Genomic DNA, 19,599 nt, shown 5'->3' on the forward strand with positions numbered 1-19,599 from the left:
TCTCCTTAACCTTTTCTGAACATAGCAAGCATACGTTGGGTTACTTTGAATCCACCGAAGATATTAATACTTGCAACTAAGATAGCAATAAAGGCAAGGATACTGATAAAGAATCCGCCTTGTGCGATTTGTAGTAATGCACCAACAATAATAATGCCTGAAATTGCGTTAGTTACAGCCATTAAAGGGGTATGCAAGGCATGACTTACATTCCATACAACATAATATCCGACAACACAAGAAAGGACGAATACAGTGAAGTGTTCGAGGAAAGATGCTGGTGCAACGGAAGTGATTAATAGAAAGAGAATACCTACTAATGCAAATAAGCCATATTTCACTTTTGGATTAGTCGGCTTTTCTTCTTTTTTCTCTACAGGTGTACTTGGTTTTTGTTGTGGTTGTGCAGAGACTTTAATTGGTGGCGCTGGCCACGTAATTTCACCATCACGGATTACTGTTACCCCACGTAAAACAACATCTTCAAAATCAATATTGATTTTGCCGTCTTTTTCCTTACAAAGTAGTTTAAGTAAATTAACTAAGTTTGTGCCGTAAAGTTGAGATGATTGTGTTGGTAAACGGCTTGGTAAATCAGTATAGCCAATAATTTTAACTTGATTGTCGGTAACAACCACTTCACCTGCTTTTGATAACTCACAGTTACCACCAGTTGCAGCCGCTAAATCGACGATTACACTACCTGGTTTCATGCTTTCAACCATTTCCTTGGTAATTAATCGAGGAGCAGGTTTACCTGGAATTAACGCTGTAGTGATAATAATATCAACTTCTTTGGCTTGCTCAGCATAGAGAGCTAAAGCTCGTTTATTAAATTCTTCTGACATCACTTTAGCATAGCCATCACCACTACCGCCTTCTTCTTTGAAATCAATTTCTAAGAAGCTAGCGCCCATACTTTCAACTTGTTCTTTTACTTCAGGGCGGGAGTCAAATGCACGAACAATAGCACCTAAGCTATTTGCCGCACCTATAGCTGCCAATCCAGCCACACCAGCACCAATAACTAACACTTTAGCTGGCGGAACTTTACCGGCAGCAGTGATTTGGCCAGTGAAGAAACTACCAAATTCATGGGCAGCTTCAACTACTGCACGGTAACCTGCAATATTTGCCATTGAGCTTAATGCGTCAAGGGATTGTGCTCTAGAAATACGAGGAACAGCATCCATTGCTAATACATTAATTTTTTTGGCAGAAAGTTTATCCATTAACTCCTTATTTTGACCAGGCCAAATAAAGCTAACTAAGGTTGCTCCTTCTTTTATTAATTGAATTTCCTCATCTGTAGGTGGATTTACTTTAAAAATAATGTCTGCATTCCAAACTGACTTTGTATTTCCAATGGTGGCGCCAGCTTCAGTATAAGCACTATCTTCAAAGCTTGCTTTAAATCCTGCATTGTTTTCTACAACAATCTCAAAGCCAAGCTTGAGGATTTGCTGAATGGTCTTGGGCGTTGCTGCTATACGACTTTCATTGTCCAGCAACTCTTTTGGTACACCAATAAGCATAAAGACTCCTGTGTAGTTTTGTGAAAATAAAAAAATATTTTAGTTTTGCAACTTTTTGCTGTGTTTAATTCCTAACTGCTTAATTGAGTAAAAAACAAACTTATGGAGCAACTAAAATATCTATAACTTTATCATTTATTTTTTAGTGTAGGGGGAATTTTTTGGCTCAAGGTAAATATAATTAATATTGCCTAGATTTACCTCATTAGTTTTTAATTATTCATTGGTGTTTTATAGCCTTTTTTGATATATTACAGACAATTTTTGCTCATGCTATGGGTATGTTGAGTTACTAATAATTGATTTACGGATTTCATTTATGTTTAAAAAATTTCTCGGATTATTTTCTAATGATCTTTCTATAGATTTAGGTACTGCAAACACATTAATTTATGTAAAAGGACAAGGGATTGTACTAGATGAGCCTTCGGTGGTTGCTGTACGTCAAGATCGTATTGGTTCAGCAAAAAGCATTGCAGCTGTAGGAACTCATGCAAAATCAATGTTGGGGCGTACACCAAAGAGTATTTTGGCTATTCGTCCAATGAAAGATGGAGTGATCGCTGATTTTTATGTAACAGAAAAAATGTTGCAACACTTTATTAAACAAGTTCACAGTAATAATTTTATGCGACCAAGTCCTCGAGTTTTGGTTTGTGTCCCAGCTGGTGCAACTCAAGTTGAAAGAAAAGCGATTAAAGAATCTGCGATTGGTGCGGGAGCTCGTGAAGTTTACCTTATTGAAGAACCAATGGCTGCAGCAATTGGTGCAGGATTACCCGTTGATGAGGCTGCTGGTTCAATGGTCATTGATATTGGTGGTGGTACAACTGAGGTTGCAGTTCTTTCTTTAAATGGTATTGTCCATTCTTCTTCGGTACGTATTGGTGGTGATAAATTTGATGATGCAATTATTTCTTATGTTCGTAAAAACTTCGGTTCTGCAATTGGTGAAACTACTTCTGAACGTATCAAGAAAGAAATTGCTACAGCTTATATTAAAGAAGGTGATGAAATTTTATCAACAGAAGTTCATGGGCATAATATAGCAGAAGGCGCACCAAGAACATTTGAATTAACTTCCAAGCAAGTACTAGAGGCGATAGAGCAACCTTTAGCTGGTATTGTTGAAGCAGTTAAAGCAGTATTGGAACAATGTCCGCCAGAGCTTGCTGCTGATATTTTTGAACGAGGAATGGTACTGACTGGTGGTGGGGCTCTACTTCAAAATTTAGATGTATTACTCTCTAAGGCAACAGGTGTTCCAGTTATTGTTGCAGAGGATCCATTAACTTGTGTTGCTCGTGGTGGCGGTAAAGCATTAGAAATGATTGATACACACGGTGGTGATGTATTCAGTGATGATAATTAATTTCTGATAAATTGGAAATGGGCGGAAATATAGGATTCTCGTCCATTTTCTTTTTGTTGATTCCTTTCACTTATTTTCAGATTTCTCTGTACAAAATATGAAACAGATTTTTGCTAAATCACCTCCATTAGGACTTCGCCTATTTGTTGCTATTGTTGTTTCAGTAACATTTATTTTTTTTGATGGGCGAAGCTCTGCTATGTTACAAGTAAGAGGGGTATTGGAAACAGCAGTGAGTGGCTTATATTATTTTGCCAATACTCCACGTTTAGTATTAGATGGAGTGAGTAATAATTTTATTGATAGTCAAAAATTAAAACTAGAAAATGACGTATTAAAGGAGCAAGTTAGAGAAAAAAATGCTGAATTATTGTTGTTAGATCAATTAAAAGTAGAAAATCAACGTTTACGTTTATTATTAAGTTCCCCTCTTAGACAAGATGAATATAAAAAAATAGCAGAAGTGTTGACAGCTGAAATGGATGCTTATCGACAGCAAATCATTATCAATCAGGGTAGGAAAGATGGGGCATTTGTAGGCCAACCTGTAATTGATGAACGAGGTGTTGTTGGACAAGTGATTTCAGTTGGTGAAAATAGTAGCCGAGTTCTTTTGATAACAGATGTAACTCACTCTGTTCCTGTTCAAGTATTACGTAATGATGTAAGGGGAATTGCAAGTGGTACGGGACATAATGAGGAACTTATTTTGGATAATTTACCACGCATGGTTGATTTGATGAAAGGTGATGTATTAGTTACTTCAGGATTGGGTGGAGTATTTCCAGAAGGTTATCCCGTAGCGATAGTCGAAACAGTTATTAATGATGGTTCAAGTCATTTTGCTAGAGTAACATCTAAGCCCTTGGCATCTTTAGACCACCTAAGGTATGTTCTTCTTTTATGGCCAACAGAGGAAGGTAGAGGAGCACAAAGAATCTCTCCTCAAGATGTACGTAATGCCGTTGAAGAACGTCGTAATATGTTGAATCCATTAGATCTCTTAAAAGCAAATAAAAAAGAGCAGGTACGAGAAGATGATCTAAATTATAGTCTTGATGTGTCAAAAGATAATAATGAAGATGTTTTAGAGCAAGAGCTACCTGAAAATAATACTGAGATAGGAGGAGATGAGTGATGAAGCAAAATCTTATTTTTCAGTTTTTAGTATTAGTTTTTATTTTTGTTGTTGCTCTTGTTTTAGAACTTATGCCTTGGCCTGTTGGTTTTCAAGGCTTTAGACCAGCTTGGTGTGTATTAGTCTTAACCTATTGGGTATTGGCATTACCTGATAAAATTAGTGTTGGTACAGCATTTATTATTGGGATTATTTGGGATGTCATTTTAGGTTCTGTTCTAGGAACACATGCATTAGTTCTTTCTGTTATGATTTATTTCGTAGCAAAATATCATCTTATCTTACGTAATTTATCACTCTGGTTACAAAGTCTTCTCATTATTGCTTATATTGCATTGATTCGTTTTGCTATTTTCTTTATTGAATTGATTCTACACAGTGGAGAGTTCAATACACAGGAATTATTTGGAGCTGTAGTCAGTGGGATTCTATGGCCTTGGATCTTCTTACTGATGCGACATATTCGTCGAGGATTAAGACTTCGCTAATGAACACTCTTTCCTTTGATTTTGCAGATGATTTCAGACCACTTTCTGCCCGTATGCGTCCACATACACTAGATGAATATGTGGGGCAATCTCATTTAATTGGCGAAGGGAAACCTCTTCGACGAGCCATTCAAGCTAAACACGCTCACTCAATGATCTTTTGGGGACCACCTGGAACAGGTAAAACAACCTTAGCTGAATTGATTGCAAATAGTTTAGACGCTGATGTCGAGCGATTGTCAGCGGTCACTTGTGGAATCAAGGAGATCCGAGAGTCCATTGAAAAAGCTAAACAAAATAAACAGATGGGACGAAGAACACTCCTTTTTGTGGATGAAGTTCATCGTTTTAATAAAAGCCAGCAAGATGCTTTTTTACCTCATATCGAAGATGGTACGATAATTTTTATTGGTGCAACAACCGAAAATCCCTCTTTTGAATTAAATAATGCATTACTCTCTCGAGCTAGAATCTACATTTTAAAGCCCTTACAAGCGGTCGATATTTTACATATTTTGCAAAATGCGATTAGCGATAAAGAGAGAGGTTTAGGTAATGAAACCTTTATCTTACAAGATGATGTCTTAAATCTATTAGCCGATTATGTCAATGGTGATGCACGTTTTGCGTTAAATTGCTTAGAACTGATGAGCGATATGGCGGAGATTTTACCGCAAGGAAAACTTCTCAATTTATCACTCTTAACAGAAGTGTTAGGCGAAAGACAGGCTCGCTTTGATAAAGGCGGCGATCGTTTTTACGATCTGATTTCTGCGTTACATAAATCGGTACGAGGTTCATCGCCTGATGGGGCGTTATATTGGTATGTGAGAATTTTGACCGCAGGTGGCGATCCGTTATATGTAGCAAGACGTTTATTAGCCATTGCTTCAGAAGATATAGGTAATGCCGATCCTAGAGCAATGCAAGTCGCCTTAGCTGCTTGGGATTGTTATACACGAGTCGGTGCTTATGAAGGCGAAAGAGCTATTGCTCAAGCGATTATCTACTTGGCGGTCGCACCAAAAAGTAATGCCGTTTATACTGCATTTAACCAAGCTAAACAGCTCGTTAAAGAAACGAAAGATTATGATGTGCCAGAACATTTACGTAATGCCCCAACGCAATTAATGAAATCCTTGGGCTATGGCGAAGAATACCGATACGCCCATAATGAACCCAATGCTTATGCAGCAGGTGAAAATTATTTCCCTGAAGAATTACGTGATACCCACTTTTATTTCCCAACCGAACGAGGCATGGAAAAGCAAATTAAAGAAAAAATGGCTTGGTTAAAATCTCAAGACGAACAAAGTATTCAACAGCGCTATAAAAAATAAATCATTATCAAGCGGTCAGATTAACCTGATTTTTTGCAAAATTTAGCGAAGATCTCACCGCTTGTGTATATTGGATAAAATGAACTATCAAGAAAAAATCAAGCAAGCCTTTGGTACAGAAGGGAAACTGAGTAAAAATATTCAAGGATTTCGCCCTCGTGAAGCGCAATTAGTGATGGCACAAGCGGTCGGAAAAGCTGTGGAATTTGCAAAAAATAGTGTGATTGAAGCGGGAACAGGGACGGGGAAAACGTTTGCTTATTTAGTGCCAGCTTTACTTTCACGCAAAAAAACGATCATTTCCACAGGATCCAAAAATTTACAGGATCAGTTATTCAAACGAGATCTTCCCACCATACAGAAAGCGTTAAATTACACTGGCAAGATCGCTTTATTAAAAGGACGAGCCAATTATTTGTGTTTAGAACGTTTAGATCAAGTGATTGCAATGGGCGTTTTGGGCGATAAATCGGTACTTGCTGATTTAAAAAAAGTGAGGAAATGGCATACAGGCACGCAATCGGGCGATTTGAGTGAGTGTATTACCATTGCCGAGGATAGTCCAATTTTACCTCAATTAGTCAGTACGACTGATAGCTGTTTAGGTTCTGATTGCCCCAATTATAAAGAGTGCTATGTTGTTAAAGCTCGTAAGCAGGCTTTAGAATCTGATGTTGTTGTCGTAAATCACCATCTATTTTGTGCTGATATGGCAGTGAAAGAGAGTGGATTTGGGGAGTTAATTCCTCAAGCTGAACTGGTGATTTTTGATGAAGCCCATCAGTTGCCTGATATTGCTAGTCAATATTTTGGTCAATCTCTCACTTCTCGTCAGTTATTTGATATCTGCAAAGATGCCAATATTGTTTATCGCACGGAATTAAAAGACTTAGCCCAATTAGGCAAAGCTTCCGATCATCTCCAAAAAATTATTCAAGATTTTAGGTTATTGATGGGAAGTGGGACGGTGAGAGGAAATTTAAGAGATTTATTAAGTGATCCCAAAGTCGTTGAAGGCTTAACTAAGCTCAAGGAAAATTTAGACTTTTTAATTGAGGTGGTTAAAAAATCACTAGGGCGTTCGGAAACATTAGATAAAATTTTTGAACGTTTAGCAGAAGTCAAAGTTTTGCTGAATAAATTGAGCGATACTAATGTTATGGGTTATTGCTATTGGTATGAAGCCAATGGACGCTCGTTTGGATTGCATATTACTCCTCTAACTGTGGCAGATAAATTTGGTGAACAACTTAAAAGCCAAAATATTGGTTGGGTGTTTACTTCTGCAACGTTAGAAGTGGGCGGAAAATTTGATCACTTTTGTAATCGTTTGGGCATTGATGATGCCGATACAATGGTGTTACAAAGTCCATTTGACTATGCAAATCAATCGCTACTTTGTGTACCTCGCTACCTACCAGATACAAATAAAGCCCATACTTTAACGGCATTAGGACAACTTCTTCAACCAGTTATCGAGGCAAATGAAGGACGTTGTTTTTTACTGTGTACCTCATATTTTATGATGCGTGGCTTGGCAGATTTTCTGCGTGAACATAGCAATCTAAGCGTATTGTTACAAGGGGAAACCAGTAAAAGCCGATTACTCGAGAAATTCGTTGCAGAACCGAATAGTGTGTTAGTTGCAACCCAAAGTTTTTGGGAAGGCATTGATGTGCGAGGTGATGCGCTTTCTTTAGTGATTATTGATAAATTACCTTTTTCTGCTCCCGATGAACCGCTATTAAAAGCGAGAATGGACGATTGCAAATTACAAGGTGGCGATCCTTTTAATGCAATTCAGATTCCAGAAGCTGTGATTACTTTAAAACAAGGGGTTGGGCGTTTAATTCGAGATGTCACAGATAAAGGTGTGGTGATTATTTGTGATTCTCGTTTGGTAATGCGTGGCTATGGTTCAACTTTCCTCAAGAGTTTACCACCTTCCACCCGTACTCGAGATCTCAATAAAGTGATCAACTTTCTTCACAAGCGGTAAGTTCCTCACAACGTTTTACTCTTTTTAATGGCTTGTTGTGGATTGCAGTATGTTAATTAAAGCATTGCGTTTTATTGTCGGATTAGCATTATTATTCTTAATGTTGTATTTGGGTAAACTCCTTAGCCTATTGATTCCAATAGGTATTCCTGAAAGTATTTGGGGAATGTTAATTCTCTTTACCTCTATGGTAATAGGATTAATTAAAGTGACGTGGGTATTACCTGCCTCTACCCCTTTAACTCGTTATATGACGCTGTTCTTTTTACCCATTTGTGCGGGTGTCGTCGATCAATTTGATATGCTTAATCAGCATGTAGATTCATTAATTTTTGCTAATTTTTTTAGCACTATGTTGTCTCTAATTCTTTTAGGCTATTTGGCTCAAAAATTATTTACACATAAAGCAGAAAATGGAGAAGAAGATGAATAGCTCACTGATTTATTTTTACTCTCTTTTTACGCTAATCGTGTTTATTATCAGCCGAAAATTAAGCAAACGCTTAAAAGTTTCTTTGTTAAATCCATTTATTCTTTCACTGATTTTTCTTGTTGCCATTCTTTATTTCTTTCATATTCCGTTTAAAAGTTATTACCAAGGCAATTTAGTTGTAAATAATTTATTAGGAGTGTCTATCGTTGCTTTGGCTGTGCCTTTTTATGAGCAACTGCCACAATTAACCAAGCATTGGCGAAAAATTATGATAATAGTAGGCTGTTCAACGTTATTTACTATGCTGTCAGGTTTATGTTTTGCTTGGTTATTAGGGGCTAATCAAGAAATTTTGATTGCGATGTTACCTAAATCTGTCACCACAGCGATTGCAGTATCAATTACTGAAGAATTGGGAGGAAATCCTGCCATTACTGCGGTAGCCGTAACTATCGCTGGAATATTTGGATCTGCCTTTGGAATAGGCTTTTTAAAATGGGCAAAAGTAACGAGAACGCACGCTATTGGATTAAGCTTAGGTGCAGTTTCTCACGCATTAGGCACTGCTCGTGCGATGGATTATAGTATCAAAGCAGGGAGTTATGCTTCTGTCGCATTAGTCTTATGTGGGGTTTTATCTTCAATTATTGCCCCTTTTATGCTCCATTTTGTTTTAAAATACTTGTATTAGTTGGGTTATTTTATGGTAAATAGAATAGTTATTTGGTATAAATGAAATTACCCTTTACAATACTTTATCTTTTATTTTAACTAAAGAGAAATTATGTCTAAAGATTCATTCTCACTTGATGCAATGACGAAAGATCAATCCACTTTGAAGACATTTAAACGTTTGTGGCCAATGATATCTCCTTTTAAGTTGGGAATTATTGTGGCTATGATTGCAATGATATTAAATGCAGCATCTGATGCTTATTTAATAACAATGATTAAGCCCCTGATCGATGAGGGTTTTGGTAATAGTGCAGATCGGTCGTTCTTACGAGAAATGGCATTTATTGTCGTTGGTCTATTTTTTGCTCGGGGATTAACTAGCTTTACTTCTGCGTATTGTTTAGCATGGGTATCAGGTAAAGTTGTGATGGTAATGAGGCAGCGTGTTTTTAAACACTTTATGTTTATGCCAGTCACTTTTTTTGATCAAAACTCTTCTGGAAAATTGCTTTCACGTATTACTTATGATTCTGAACAAATTGCTTCATCTTCAGCAGATGCACTACAAAGTGTTGTACGAGAGGGGGTATATGTCATATTCCTAGTCTGTGCTATGTTCTACTATAGTTGGCGTCTATCTCTTGTTCTTTTCTTAATAGCGCCAGTAATTGCTATTCTTATTAGGGTCATTTCTAAGCGTTTTCGTCGGTTAGCGCGTAATATGCAAGAGTCTATGGGAACAATGACCGAAAGTGCTGAGCAGATGTTAAGAGGGCATAAGGTTGTACTTTCTTTTGGTGGGCAATCTGTGGAAGAGGAACGTTTTAATCATAAAAGTAATGATATGCGTCGTAAAGGGATGAAAATGATGGCAGCAACAGCCATTACAAATCCGATTATACAATTAATTGCCTCTTTGGCCCTTGCTGTCGTCTTATTTATTGCAGGCTCTCCAAGTATCATTGGGAATGAACTAACAGCGGGAGAGTTCGCTGCTGTTATTAGTGCATTAATGGGTATTCTTCGTCCTTTAAAAACATTAACTAATGTGAATGCACAGTTCCAACGAGGAATGGCGGCTTGTCAGACTTTATTTACATTATTTGATCTTCCTGGAGAGAAAGATACCGGAACTTATCAAGTTAGTAGGGCTAAAGGTAATATCCGTTTTGAAGATGTTTCTTTTACTTATTTAGGTAAAGATCATCCTGCGTTAAAACATATTTCCTTTGAGTTACCAGCAGGGAAAACATTAGCGTTAGTCGGTCGTTCTGGATCAGGGAAATCGACTATTGCTAACTTAATTACCCGTTTTTATGACGTAGATTCAGGTAATATCTATTTAGATGATAAAAAAATTAGTGACTATACGCTGAATAATTTACGTGCACAGTGTGCAATTGTCTCACAGCAAGTTCATTTATTTAATGATACCATTGCCAATAATATAGCTTATGCTGCAACTGAAAAATACACAAGAAAGGAAATTGAGGATGCAGCGAAAGCGGCTTATGCAATGGAATTTATTGAAAAATTGCCAGATGGGTTAGATACAGTTATTGGTGAGAATGGAATCAGTTTATCTGGCGGACAACGTCAACGTTTAGCTATTGCTAGAGCGTTATTACGTGATTCTCCAGTCTTGGTTCTGGATGAAGCAACATCTGCATTAGATACAGAATCAGAAAGAGCAATTCAGGCAGCTCTAGAAGAGCTACAGAAAAATCGTACAGTACTCGTTATTGCACACCGATTATCGACCATTGAAAAAGCTGATGAAATTTTGGTTATAGATGATGGTGAAATTGTAGAATGCGGTACTCATTCTGATTTATTAGCCAAACAAGGTGCCTATAAACAGCTTTATAGCTTACAGTTTGGTGCCTAATATTAGATTCTCAGACAAATAAAAAAACCTGCAATAATGCAGGTTTTTTTATGTTTATAGAAATGGTTATCTTACCAACCTTTAATCATAGAACCCTTAAAGACTTCATCTGCTTTTTGGAATACTTCATCTGTTTGATAAGCTTTGATGAAGTTTTTAATATCTTCGCTATCTTTATTATCTTCACGGGCTACAATTAAATTTACGTAAGGTGAATCTTTATCTTCGACAAAGATACCATCTGTTGCAGGTGTTAAGCCAATATGTCCAGCATAGATTGTATTAATGATCGCAAATGTTACATCATCTAAGGTACGAGGAAGTAATTCAGCATTCACTTCTTGAATGGTTAAATTTTTAGGATTCTCAATAATATCAGCTGTTGTTGAAAGAAGGTTAGTACTATCTTGTAGTTTAATTAAACCTTGTTTCTCTAATAAAATTAACGCACGACCTAAATTAGTTGGATCATTAGGCACAGCAATGGTATCGCCATCTTTTACTTCGGCCGCTGATTTGATCTTATTTGAGTAAGCGGCAATAGGAAAGACAAAAGTATTTGCCAAAGGTGTTAATTTATATCCTTTGTCTGCAATTTGTTTATCTAAAAATGGTTTGTGTTGGAATGCATTGATATCTAAATCACCATTATTTAATGCTTCATTTGGTGTTGAGAAATCGGTAAATCCAACAAGTTCTACATCAAGATTGTATCTTTCTTTAGCTAGTTTTGCTGCAACTTCTGCAACTTCTTGTTCTGGACCAGACATGGTGCCGACTTTCAATGCTTTAGGCGCATCATTGCAAGCTGTTAATATAAATGCCGAGAGTACAGCAGTAGCTGTAAGTAATTTTTTTAAATTCATAATTATTCCTTTTTATATATCTATTGTGTATAGCGGTTACTTTTGTGTGAAATTTCGCAAAATTAGAGTCTAATGTAACCGCTTGTTATAAAGTTTATTACCAACCTTTAATCATCGAGCCTTTAAAGACTTCATTTGCTTTTTCGAAGACTTCATCTGTTTGGTAAGATTTAATAAAGTCTTTAATTGCTTCATTATCTTTATTATCTTCACGAGATACGATCAGATTGACATAAGGGGAGTCTTTATCTTCAACAAATAACCCATCTTTAGTTGGTGTTAATCCAATCTGCCCCGCATATCCCGTATTAATAACAGCAAATGCCACATCATCTAAGGTCCGAGGCAGTAATTGAGCTTCAATCTCTTGAATATCTAAATTTTTAGGGTTTTCAACAATATTTACCGTTGTAGCAAGAAGATTAGTGCTGTCATCTAATTTAATTAAGCCCTGTTTTTCTAGTAAAAGTAAAGAACGACCTAAATTTGTTGGATCATTTGGTAATGCAATCGTATCGCCATCTTTTAATTCATCAATTGATTTAATTTTGTTTGAATAAGCGGCAATAGGGAAAACAAAGGTATTTGCTAAAGGCGTTAATTTATAGCCTTTATCTTCAATTTGTTTATCTAAATACGGTTTATGTTGGAATGCATTGATATCTAAATCACCATTATTTAATGCTTCATTAGGTGTTGCATAATCGGTAAAAAGCACGATCTCCACATCACGATTGTATTTTTCTTTTGCTATTTTTGCTGCAACTTCTATGACTTCATGTTCAGGACCTGACATCGCACCAACTTTGAGTGGTTTTGCTACATCGTTACAAGCCGTTAATATAAATGCAGAGATAACAGCAGTGGCGGTGAGTAATTTTTTGAAATTCATATCTATTCCTTTTATATCTTCCTTTTTTACTACTGGTGAGGTAGATATAGCGGTTACTTCTTGATAAGAATTTGCAAAATTCTTATCTAATGTAACCGCTTGTCATAGCCAGTAATTACCAGCCTTTTACTACACCACCCTCAAAATATTTTAGCGCTTCTTGATAGACTTCTTCAGATTGGAATGCTTTAACGAAGTCTTTAATTGCTGGATCATCTTTATTGTCTTCACGGCTTACAACAAGATTTACATATGGTGATTCTTTTGATTCAACAAAGATCCCATCTTTCTCTGGGGATAAACCTACTTGCCCTGCATAAGTATTATTGATAATCGCTAAATCGACATCATCTAAAGTACGAGGTAGTAATGAAGAATCAACTTCTTGAATTTCGATATTTTTCGGATTTTCAACAATATCAAGTGGTGTTGCTAACAAATTAGAAGAATCTTTTAGTTTAATAACGCCTTGTTTTTCTAGTAGGATGAGTGAACGTCCTAAATTACTTGGGCTATTAGGTACAGCAACAATTGCTCCTTCTTGTAGTTCAGATACATTCTTGATTTTCTTTGAGTAACCAGCAATTGGGAACACAAAAGTATTGCCTATAATCGCTAGTTTATAACCTCTATGTTTTACTTCATCATCCATATATGGTTTGTGTTGAAATGCATTTGCATCTAATTCACCTGTACTGAGTGCTTGGTTTGGTCCTGTATATTCAGTGAATTCAACAAGCTTAACATCAAGGTTAAATTTTTCTTTTGCTAATAGTGCAGCCACTTCGGTTACCTGTGCTTCTGGTCCTGACATTACCCCTACAGTAATTTGACGAGCTTCATCTGCTGCTTGAGCGTTATAACCAGTTAATGCTAATGCAGAAACTACTGCAACTTTGAGTGTTTGTTTTAAGTTCATGAGTAAATCCTCTTATTAAATTAAATGATGTTGTGTTTGTTTTTATTTATCGGTGATCGTAACGTTTTGCGAGAGTATCACCTATTTTTTGGCTAATCATCACGATAGCGACAATGATGATTGTTGAAACCCATTTTACGTAGACCATATTACGATGTTCTCCGTAACTGATAGCAAGGTTACCCAAGCCACCACCACCAACAGCACCAGCCATTGCAGAGTAACCAATGAGAGAAACTAAGGTTAGCGTAATGCCGTTGATTAAAATTGGTAAAGATTCTGGTAAATAAAATTTATTAACGACTTGCCAGTTGGTTGCACCCATTGACTTCGCAGCTTCAGTAAGACCGCTTGGAATTTCCAACAATGCGTTTGCAGTTAAACGTGCAAAGAATGGAATCGCAGTAATACTTAATGGCACGATTGCCGCCGTTGTACCTAATGTTGTCCCTACAATTAAGCGGGTAAAAGGTAATAAAATAACAAGTAAAATAATAAATGGAATTGAACGTCCAATATTAATGATCACATCTAACACTTGATGAGACGTTTTGTGTTCTAAAATTTGTCCTTTACCTGTTAAAAAAGCAAGGAACCCAATCGGTAATCCAAATACGACAGCCATTAGCGTACCAATAAATCCCATGTAAATTGTCTCTAGCGTGGACTGCCCAACTAATTCCCATATTCTCGGTGTTAATTCATTTAAAAGATCAGCCCACATAGCCAAGTACCTCAACTTTTACATTATTATCAATTAAAAAAGATTTTGCTTGTGCAATAGAATCTGATTCTCCTTCAACTTCAGCAATCACAAACCCAAATTTTACGCCACCTGCATAATCAATTTGTGAGATTAATATGCTGAAATCAATACCAAATTTTTTCGATGCATGTGAAAGTAATGGTGCATCGACAGATTGCCCAGTGAATTCAAATTGAATGATTGGGAAACTCTTTTCGCTTGGTGTTGCTGAGAGTTTTTCTGCATATTCAGCGGGTAATTCAATATGGAATGTTGATTGAATAAAACGCTGAGCAAGTTCTGTTTTTGGATTTGAGAAAATTTCACTTACAGAACCACTTTCAATTAATTTACCTTTATCGATTACCGCAACACGATCACAAATACGTTTAACGACATCCATTTCATGGGTAATAAGTAAAATTGTTAAGCCTAATCGAACATTAATTTCTTTTAATAGTTGTAAAATTGATTGTGTTGTTGCTGGGTCTAAAGCACTGGTTGCTTCATCACAAAGTAACACTTTAGGATCATTCGCTAAGGCTCTTGCGATTGCAACACGTTGTTTTTGCCCACCAGATAAGTTGCTTGGGTAAGCATCTCTTTTATCTGTAAGCCCGACTAATCCTAAAAGCTCGTTTACTTTTTTCTCTATATGTTCTTTACTTGAGTTGCTTAATTTCAATGGTAATGCAATATTTTCAAACACAGTAGCTGATGAAAGTAAGTTAAAGTGTTGGAAAATCATTGCAATATCACGACGCGCGATAATTAATTCTTTTTCTGAAAATGCGGTAAGATCTTTGCCATCAACAATGACTTGCCCTGATGTTGGATGCTCAAGTAAATTGACACAACGGATTAATGTACTTTTACCTGCACCAGAGGCACCAATTACTCCGTAAATCGTACCTTTAGGTACTTCGAGATCAACATTATCTAATGCGGTAATGATTTTTCCTGATACCTCGAATTGTTTGCTGATTTGTTTCAGCTCTATCATTGTTCTATTCCTAACTAATACAAAATGGATGTTTGGGATTCTAGACGTCTAGATTTCTATGTCAATCAAAAAATATAAAATTTCGGCAAAAAAATAGGTGTTTGAATTCGATCGTTGAAAAAATAAACTTTAGTCCCCATATTCAGACACTAATCTAGATAGAATAGCTATCACTATGAAAATTTAACGGAGAAAAATATGAAACAAGAAACCAGAAAATATATCAATGAAGTAGAAGCAGCCATGAAAAAACATCATCTATGGGAGGCAACACCGCCTTCGGAGGAAGCGTTGGCAAGTACCGATCCATTTTGTGTTAACGCACTTTCTCCATCCCAGTGGTTGCAATGGATTTTTATTCCTAAAATGAATGCCTTATTAGATGCGAATGCGGATTTACCGAGAGATTTTGCGATTACACCTTATTTAGAAGAGGCATTAAAAGAAGAAGCCTATTTAATGGATTTGCATGATCCATTACTTAAACTTGAACAATTGCTAAAAAGTTAATTCATCTTATTTTATGTTAGAGATTATTTATCGAGATGAGGAACTTATTGCAATTAACAAGCCAGCAGGAATGTTAGTTCATCGAAGTTGGTTGGATAAACATGAAACAGTTTTTGCAATGCAAACCTTACGAGATCAAATTGGGCAACACGTTTACCCAATTCATCGTTTAGATCGACCAACTTCGGGTGTACTATTATTTGCGTTGAATAGTGATGTGGCTCGTATTATGAGCTTGTTATTTGAACAGCATGAAATGGAGAAACAATATCTTGCAATTGTAAGAGGGCATCTGAAGGATCAAGAGGGTAGAATAGACTATCCCCTTAAAGTCAAATTAGATAAGATTGCAGATAAATTTTCACAGGCTAAAGAGCCTCAAGACGCAATTACTGATTATCAGGTAATTGCTCAAGTTGAAAAACCTTATCCTGCGGGTAAGTTTGCAACAGCTCGTTATAGCTTGATCAAATTATTTCCCCAAACAGGGCGGAAACATCAGATTAGACGTCATTTGAAGCATATTTTTCATCCTATTATCGGGGATACAAATTATGGTGATCTACATCAAAATCGGGCTTTCTCTGCAAATATTGGGCATGGGAGACTATTTTTACATGCTTATGAATTAACATTTACTCATCCTAAAAAATTGCAAAAGATTTCAATTAAAGCACCGCTTGATAGTAGCTGGAAAGGAGTCGCTGAGTCTTTCGAATGGGAGCTTTCAGATTTTTATTAGACATTGAAGGGATAACTATGGATAATATTTTACTTTGCTTAACTCATGAGCAACAGCAACAAGCCGTTGAAAAAATTCAGAGACTTATGCAAGAAGGAATTGGTAGCGGTGAAGCTATTGCAATAGTCGCAAAAGAGTTACGTGAAACATATCAAACAAGTGAACCATTGGAGAAATAAAATGAAAAATTTATTAGCTATTGCATTAGGTGTTGTATTTACCACATCTGTTGTTTGTGCAGCCGAGCAACAAATATCTGTTCCTCAAGATATTCAGCCTATGTTACGTTTTGGTGTTTTTGATACTAGCAATACAGTAGCACAAGAGGTTGAGAAATATTCTCTTGGTAATCCATCTCATAAACTTTGTTGGGTTGCATTTAATATGCCATTTCAACCACTTAATCAAGTTAAGGAGATATTTAATGCTCCTCAAAAGACAACTTTTATTGATGGGCCATCAAAGATCACAACATCTGAAGATGGGAAAACACATACACTAGAGGTAAGTTTACCAAGTAATAATGGTGAATTTATTGAAAGATGTTGGTCTTTTGGTGAAAATGATCCAATTGGAAAATATAGTGTAGATGTTCAAGTAAATGATGTTACCTACCCAACTCAATATTTTGAAGTTGTTAAGTAGAACTTTTGAAGTAATGTAATTTGATGAGATAGATAGTCAGCACTATCTATCTCATTTTTTATATTTTTAATATCGCTATGTTGATAGTTTGTTACTGAATAATATTTTTCTGTAAGTATATTATTGTCGGTTAAACGGATAAAATCAGCTATCGTTTGGGTGATTTGATATTTTTGTAGATCAGATAAATCTTCTAATTTACAAGCGGTCAGTTTATCTAATTCTTTTGCAATTTTTTCTGCATTACCCACCCAATAACCTCTTTGTGCTTTGCTTAGACTACTTAGCCACATTCCATCAACTTTAGGCATTATTGTTAATAGGTTGAATAAGTCAGCGATAGATCCTTCTTTTAATTCAAATTCAATTTCACAAATAGGGGATTCATCATCTTTATTCTTGATGATGCCTTGGTCGATAGCAATTTCAATTTCTGAATTTTGAAAGGATATGAGGTAGGTTTTACGGGTAAAATCAGTACTAAAAATAGGCACTAAATTATTATGTAAATTCTCAGTTTCAGGAATATCTAAATTAAAGTAAGAGACAAGTGATTTAAGATCAGGCTTATTATTTGTTAGCGGTAGATTATATTCAGGTCTAACGTGTAATCCTCCTACAATTTCGCCTTTCATTTTTAAGGTAAATTCATAAGTATTATTTTTGTTACGAATTCTCAAGCCCATTTGATTTTTTTCAAAATAGAAATCATTGGAATCATAATAGGTATTGCCTAGTATATCGATGGATTGAGATATAACATTAAGGGATTGAAACCATGTTTCTATTGTAGAGATATTTTCTGGTTTCAGCATGATTTTTAATTCAATTTCATTTTCCATATGTTTATCGTTCCCTAGAATTTACAATGACCTTTTGCTATATTTTATAAAGTTTTTCTCTAATGAGTATATAAAATGTTTAATCAAATTCAAAATCAGCTCCATAAATTCGTGCAAAGAGGGTTGGACAACCATCTTCGCCTTGCGGTAACAGGGTTAAGTCGTAGTGGCAAAACAGCATTTATTACCAGTTTGGTTGATCAACTTTTACACGTGAATATCAATGATAATGCCCATTTGAATTTATTTTTTCCTGCTAAAAGTGGACAAATTATTTCTGTAAAAAGAGTTGAGCAACATGATCTGACAATTCCTCGTTTTGAATATGATAAAAATCGCCAAGGATTTGAAATGGATCCGCCTGAATGGTCTCCTTCTACAACGGGGATTAGTGAAATTAGATTGGCAATTAAATATCAAAGAAGGGATAGCCTATTACGTTATTTAAAAGAAACAAATACGTTGTATCTTGATATTTTTGATTATCCAGGAGAATGGTTACTTGATCTTCCCTTACTTTCTCAATCATTTAAAGAATGGTCTCAAGCACAGCAATTAGTTCATCATGGCAAAAGGGCAGAGCTTGCTCAAAATTGGTTGGAACAAGTTAAAAAACTTGATTTAACTTCAAAGGTCGATGAAAACCAATTAGCAAAACTGAGTGAAGATTTCACCGCTTATTTACTGGAATGTAAAGCTATTGGCATGCAGTATATTCAACCCGGAAGGTTTGTTCTTCCAAGTAGTGAAAGAGGAGCGCCTGTTTATCAATTTTTCCCATTATTAGATTTATCGGAATCAGCTTGGGAGCAGTTAGAACAGAGTCCTAAAAATAGTATTTTTCATACACTAAAAAAACGGTATTCACATTATCAACAGAAAATAGTGAAACCTTTTTATGAAGATTATTTTTCACAATTTGATCGTCAAGTCATTCTGGCTGATTGTTTAACTCCGCTCAATCATAGTCAGCAGGCTTTTTTAGAAATGAAAATCGGATTACAGCAATTATTTAAACATTTCCATTATGGAAATAGATCACTATTTACCCGATTATTTTCTTCAAATATCGATAAATTACTTTTTATTGCAACTAAGGCTGATCATATTACGACAGATCAGTTACCTAATTTAGAAGGATTAATGAAACAATTAGTTCAAGAAGGTGGGCGACACGCTGAATTTGCTGGTATTGAAACGGCTTATCAGGCTATTTCATCCATTAGAGCTACCGATCCTGTGATTGTGACTCAGCATGATAAGCAATTTAAGGCAATCAGAGGGGTTAGATCTTCTGACAAAAAGATGGTTACTATTTTTCCAGGTAGTGTACCAAGCCGATTACCTGATAGCAGATTTTGGGAAAATAACCATTTCGCCTTTGATCAATTTGAACCTAAAAAAATAGATTTTGATCAGCCGATTCCTCATTTGAGAATGGATTCGGTTTTACAGTTTATTTTAGGAGATAAATTGGCTTAAAAAATTTTATGCAAATAATAAATTTTATTTTTCACTGACTTAAGTTTACTCTTAGCATGATAGACTCGGGACGTTTATATAAATT

20 protein-coding genes are annotated in these 19,599 nt (G+C 35.9%); 13 read left to right on the plus strand and 7 right to left on the minus strand.

The annotated features are described in order from the left end of the window. Nucleotides 1-5 precede the first annotated feature (5 nt). On the minus strand, nucleotides 6-1,535 hold the full coding sequence (pntA, locus tag A6A10_RS02565; protein WP_121123535.1) for a Re/Si-specific NAD(P)(+) transhydrogenase subunit alpha: 1,530 nt from the start codon (nucleotides 1,533-1,535) through the stop codon (nucleotides 6-8). 319 nt (nucleotides 1,536-1,854) lie between these two features. Here pntA and A6A10_RS02570 point away from each other — a divergent pair, with 319 nt between their 5' ends. From A6A10_RS02570 to msbA, 8 genes are all read left to right on the plus strand, one after another. Continuing rightward, entirely contained in the window at nucleotides 1,855-2,907 is a 1,053-nt protein-coding gene (locus tag A6A10_RS02570; RefSeq protein ID WP_121123537.1) for a rod shape-determining protein, read from the plus strand. Between the two features lie 97 nt (nucleotides 2,908-3,004). Further along, nucleotides 3,005-4,045: a rod shape-determining protein MreC gene (gene mreC / locus A6A10_RS02575; protein WP_121123539.1), complete on the plus strand. Its 1,041-nt coding sequence runs from the start codon at nucleotides 3,005-3,007 to the stop codon at nucleotides 4,043-4,045. Then, nucleotides 4,045-4,533, plus strand: coding sequence for a rod shape-determining protein MreD (gene mreD / locus A6A10_RS02580; RefSeq protein ID WP_121123541.1), 489 nt, complete (start codon nucleotides 4,045-4,047; stop codon nucleotides 4,531-4,533). The genes mreC and mreD overlap by 1 nt, the downstream gene beginning before the upstream one ends. Next, nucleotides 4,533-5,873: a replication-associated recombination protein A gene (locus A6A10_RS02585; RefSeq protein ID WP_121123543.1), complete on the plus strand. Its 1,341-nt coding sequence runs from the start codon at nucleotides 4,533-4,535 to the stop codon at nucleotides 5,871-5,873. Before mreD ends, A6A10_RS02585 begins: the two co-directional genes overlap by 1 nt. A gap of 79 nt (nucleotides 5,874-5,952) precedes the next feature. Then, nucleotides 5,953-7,872, plus strand: a complete 1,920-nt coding sequence (locus tag A6A10_RS02590; protein WP_121123545.1) for an ATP-dependent DNA helicase — start codon at nucleotides 5,953-5,955, stop codon at nucleotides 7,870-7,872. 49 nt (nucleotides 7,873-7,921) lie between these two features. Then, nucleotides 7,922-8,305 carry a CidA/LrgA family protein gene (locus tag A6A10_RS02595; protein ID WP_121123547.1) on the plus strand — a complete coding sequence of 128 codons (384 nt, stop codon included), beginning with the start codon at nucleotides 7,922-7,924 and terminating at the stop codon, nucleotides 8,303-8,305. A gap of 4 nt (nucleotides 8,306-8,309) precedes the next feature. Further along, nucleotides 8,310-8,996: an LrgB family protein gene (locus A6A10_RS02600; RefSeq protein ID WP_121123579.1), complete on the plus strand. Its 687-nt coding sequence runs from the start codon at nucleotides 8,310-8,312 to the stop codon at nucleotides 8,994-8,996. Between the two features lie 93 nt (nucleotides 8,997-9,089). After that, the gene (msbA, locus tag A6A10_RS02605; protein WP_229583614.1) at nucleotides 9,090-10,868 is read left to right on the plus strand and encodes a lipid A ABC transporter ATP-binding protein/permease MsbA; all 1,779 of its coding nucleotides are present in this window, start codon (nucleotides 9,090-9,092) and stop codon (nucleotides 10,866-10,868) included. Nucleotides 10,869-10,939: 71 nt separating this feature from the next. Here msbA and metQ (A6A10_RS02610) read toward each other — a convergent pair whose 3' ends face one another. The 5 genes from metQ (A6A10_RS02610) to metN all read right to left on the minus strand — a co-directional run bounded on the left by metQ (A6A10_RS02610) (nucleotide 10,940) and on the right by metN (nucleotide 15,293). Further along, nucleotides 10,940-11,734 (minus strand): methionine ABC transporter substrate-binding lipoprotein MetQ, encoded by a 795-nt coding sequence (metQ, locus tag A6A10_RS02610; protein ID WP_121123551.1) that lies wholly within the window; start codon nucleotides 11,732-11,734, stop codon nucleotides 10,940-10,942. A 97-nt stretch (nucleotides 11,735-11,831) separates the two neighbouring features. Then, nucleotides 11,832-12,626: a methionine ABC transporter substrate-binding lipoprotein MetQ gene (gene metQ / locus A6A10_RS02615; RefSeq protein WP_121123553.1), complete on the minus strand. Its 795-nt coding sequence runs from the start codon at nucleotides 12,624-12,626 to the stop codon at nucleotides 11,832-11,834. Nucleotides 12,627-12,741: 115 nt separating this feature from the next. After that, nucleotides 12,742-13,545: a MetQ/NlpA family lipoprotein gene (locus A6A10_RS02620; RefSeq protein ID WP_121123555.1), complete on the minus strand. Its 804-nt coding sequence runs from the start codon at nucleotides 13,543-13,545 to the stop codon at nucleotides 12,742-12,744. 46 nt (nucleotides 13,546-13,591) lie between these two features. Further along, complete coding sequence (locus A6A10_RS02625) at nucleotides 13,592-14,269, minus strand: methionine ABC transporter permease (RefSeq protein ID WP_121123557.1); 678 nt, start codon at nucleotides 14,267-14,269, stop codon at nucleotides 13,592-13,594. Beyond that, nucleotides 14,259-15,293 (minus strand): methionine ABC transporter ATP-binding protein MetN, encoded by a 1,035-nt coding sequence (gene metN, locus A6A10_RS02630; protein ID WP_121123559.1) that lies wholly within the window; start codon nucleotides 15,291-15,293, stop codon nucleotides 14,259-14,261. Before metN ends, A6A10_RS02625 begins: the two co-directional genes overlap by 11 nt. A gap of 198 nt (nucleotides 15,294-15,491) precedes the next feature. Between metN and A6A10_RS02635 the strand changes: the two genes are divergently transcribed. The 4 genes from A6A10_RS02635 to A6A10_RS02650 are packed head-to-tail and all read left to right on the plus strand — an operon-like array spanning nucleotide 15,492 to nucleotide 17,190. After that, the gene (locus A6A10_RS02635) at nucleotides 15,492-15,803 is read left to right on the plus strand and encodes a YqcC family protein (protein ID WP_121123561.1); all 312 of its coding nucleotides are present in this window, start codon (nucleotides 15,492-15,494) and stop codon (nucleotides 15,801-15,803) included. A 13-nt stretch (nucleotides 15,804-15,816) separates the two neighbouring features. Further along, entirely contained in the window at nucleotides 15,817-16,545 is a 729-nt protein-coding gene (gene truC / locus A6A10_RS02640; RefSeq protein ID WP_121123563.1) for a tRNA pseudouridine(65) synthase TruC, read from the plus strand. A 17-nt stretch (nucleotides 16,546-16,562) separates the two neighbouring features. After that, nucleotides 16,563-16,724, plus strand: a complete 162-nt coding sequence (locus tag A6A10_RS02645) for a YoaH family protein (protein ID WP_121123581.1) — start codon at nucleotides 16,563-16,565, stop codon at nucleotides 16,722-16,724. 1 nt (nucleotide 16,725) lies between these two features. Then, nucleotides 16,726-17,190 (plus strand): hypothetical protein, encoded by a 465-nt coding sequence (locus A6A10_RS02650; RefSeq protein ID WP_121123565.1) that lies wholly within the window; start codon nucleotides 16,726-16,728, stop codon nucleotides 17,188-17,190. Here the strand turns inward: A6A10_RS02650 and A6A10_RS02655 are convergent. Continuing rightward, entirely contained in the window at nucleotides 17,166-18,032 is an 867-nt protein-coding gene (locus A6A10_RS02655) for a CYTH domain-containing protein (protein WP_121123567.1), read from the minus strand. The genes A6A10_RS02650 and A6A10_RS02655 overlap by 25 nt on opposite strands. A gap of 75 nt (nucleotides 18,033-18,107) precedes the next feature. On the opposite strand from A6A10_RS02655, the gene A6A10_RS02660 reads away from it, so the two are divergent. Continuing rightward, the gene (locus A6A10_RS02660; protein WP_121123569.1) at nucleotides 18,108-19,514 is read left to right on the plus strand and encodes a YcjX family GTP-binding protein; all 1,407 of its coding nucleotides are present in this window, start codon (nucleotides 18,108-18,110) and stop codon (nucleotides 19,512-19,514) included. Nucleotides 19,515-19,599: the final 85 nt, after the last annotated feature.

Source organism: Otariodibacter oris (assembly GCF_009684715.1).
Taxonomy (GTDB): domain Bacteria; phylum Pseudomonadota; class Gammaproteobacteria; order Enterobacterales; family Pasteurellaceae; genus Otariodibacter; species Otariodibacter oris.

Excerpts from the sequence above, each read along its gene's own strand:
- pntA (WP_121123535.1), bottom strand. The coding sequence starts at position 1,535 with ATGCTTATTGGTGTACCAAAAGAGTTGCTGGACAATGAAAGTCGTATA.
- A6A10_RS02570 (WP_121123537.1), top strand. The coding sequence starts at position 1,855 with ATGTTTAAAAAATTTCTCGGATTATTTTCTAATGATCTTTCTATAGAT.
- mreC (WP_121123539.1), top strand. The coding sequence starts at position 3,005 with ATGAAACAGATTTTTGCTAAATCACCTCCATTAGGACTTCGCCTATTT.
- mreD (WP_121123541.1), top strand. The coding sequence starts at position 4,045 with ATGAAGCAAAATCTTATTTTTCAGTTTTTAGTATTAGTTTTTATTTTT.
- A6A10_RS02585 (WP_121123543.1), top strand. The coding sequence starts at position 4,533 with ATGAACACTCTTTCCTTTGATTTTGCAGATGATTTCAGACCACTTTCT.
- A6A10_RS02590 (WP_121123545.1), top strand. The coding sequence starts at position 5,953 with ATGAACTATCAAGAAAAAATCAAGCAAGCCTTTGGTACAGAAGGGAAA.
- A6A10_RS02595 (WP_121123547.1), top strand. The coding sequence starts at position 7,922 with ATGTTAATTAAAGCATTGCGTTTTATTGTCGGATTAGCATTATTATTC.
- msbA (WP_229583614.1), top strand. The coding sequence starts at position 9,090 with ATGTCTAAAGATTCATTCTCACTTGATGCAATGACGAAAGATCAATCC.
- metQ (WP_121123551.1), bottom strand. The coding sequence starts at position 11,734 with ATGAATTTAAAAAAATTACTTACAGCTACTGCTGTACTCTCGGCATTT.
- metQ (WP_121123553.1), bottom strand. The coding sequence starts at position 12,626 with ATGAATTTCAAAAAATTACTCACCGCCACTGCTGTTATCTCTGCATTT.
- A6A10_RS02620 (WP_121123555.1), bottom strand. The coding sequence starts at position 13,545 with ATGAACTTAAAACAAACACTCAAAGTTGCAGTAGTTTCTGCATTAGCA.
- A6A10_RS02625 (WP_121123557.1), bottom strand. The coding sequence starts at position 14,269 with ATGTGGGCTGATCTTTTAAATGAATTAACACCGAGAATATGGGAATTA.
- metN (WP_121123559.1), bottom strand. The coding sequence starts at position 15,293 with ATGATAGAGCTGAAACAAATCAGCAAACAATTCGAGGTATCAGGAAAA.
- A6A10_RS02635 (WP_121123561.1), top strand. The coding sequence starts at position 15,492 with ATGAAACAAGAAACCAGAAAATATATCAATGAAGTAGAAGCAGCCATG.
- truC (WP_121123563.1), top strand. The coding sequence starts at position 15,817 with ATGTTAGAGATTATTTATCGAGATGAGGAACTTATTGCAATTAACAAG.
- A6A10_RS02645 (WP_121123581.1), top strand. The coding sequence starts at position 16,563 with ATGGATAATATTTTACTTTGCTTAACTCATGAGCAACAGCAACAAGCC.
- A6A10_RS02650 (WP_121123565.1), top strand. The coding sequence starts at position 16,726 with ATGAAAAATTTATTAGCTATTGCATTAGGTGTTGTATTTACCACATCT.
- A6A10_RS02655 (WP_121123567.1), bottom strand. The coding sequence starts at position 18,032 with ATGGAAAATGAAATTGAATTAAAAATCATGCTGAAACCAGAAAATATC.
- A6A10_RS02660 (WP_121123569.1), top strand. The coding sequence starts at position 18,108 with ATGTTTAATCAAATTCAAAATCAGCTCCATAAATTCGTGCAAAGAGGG.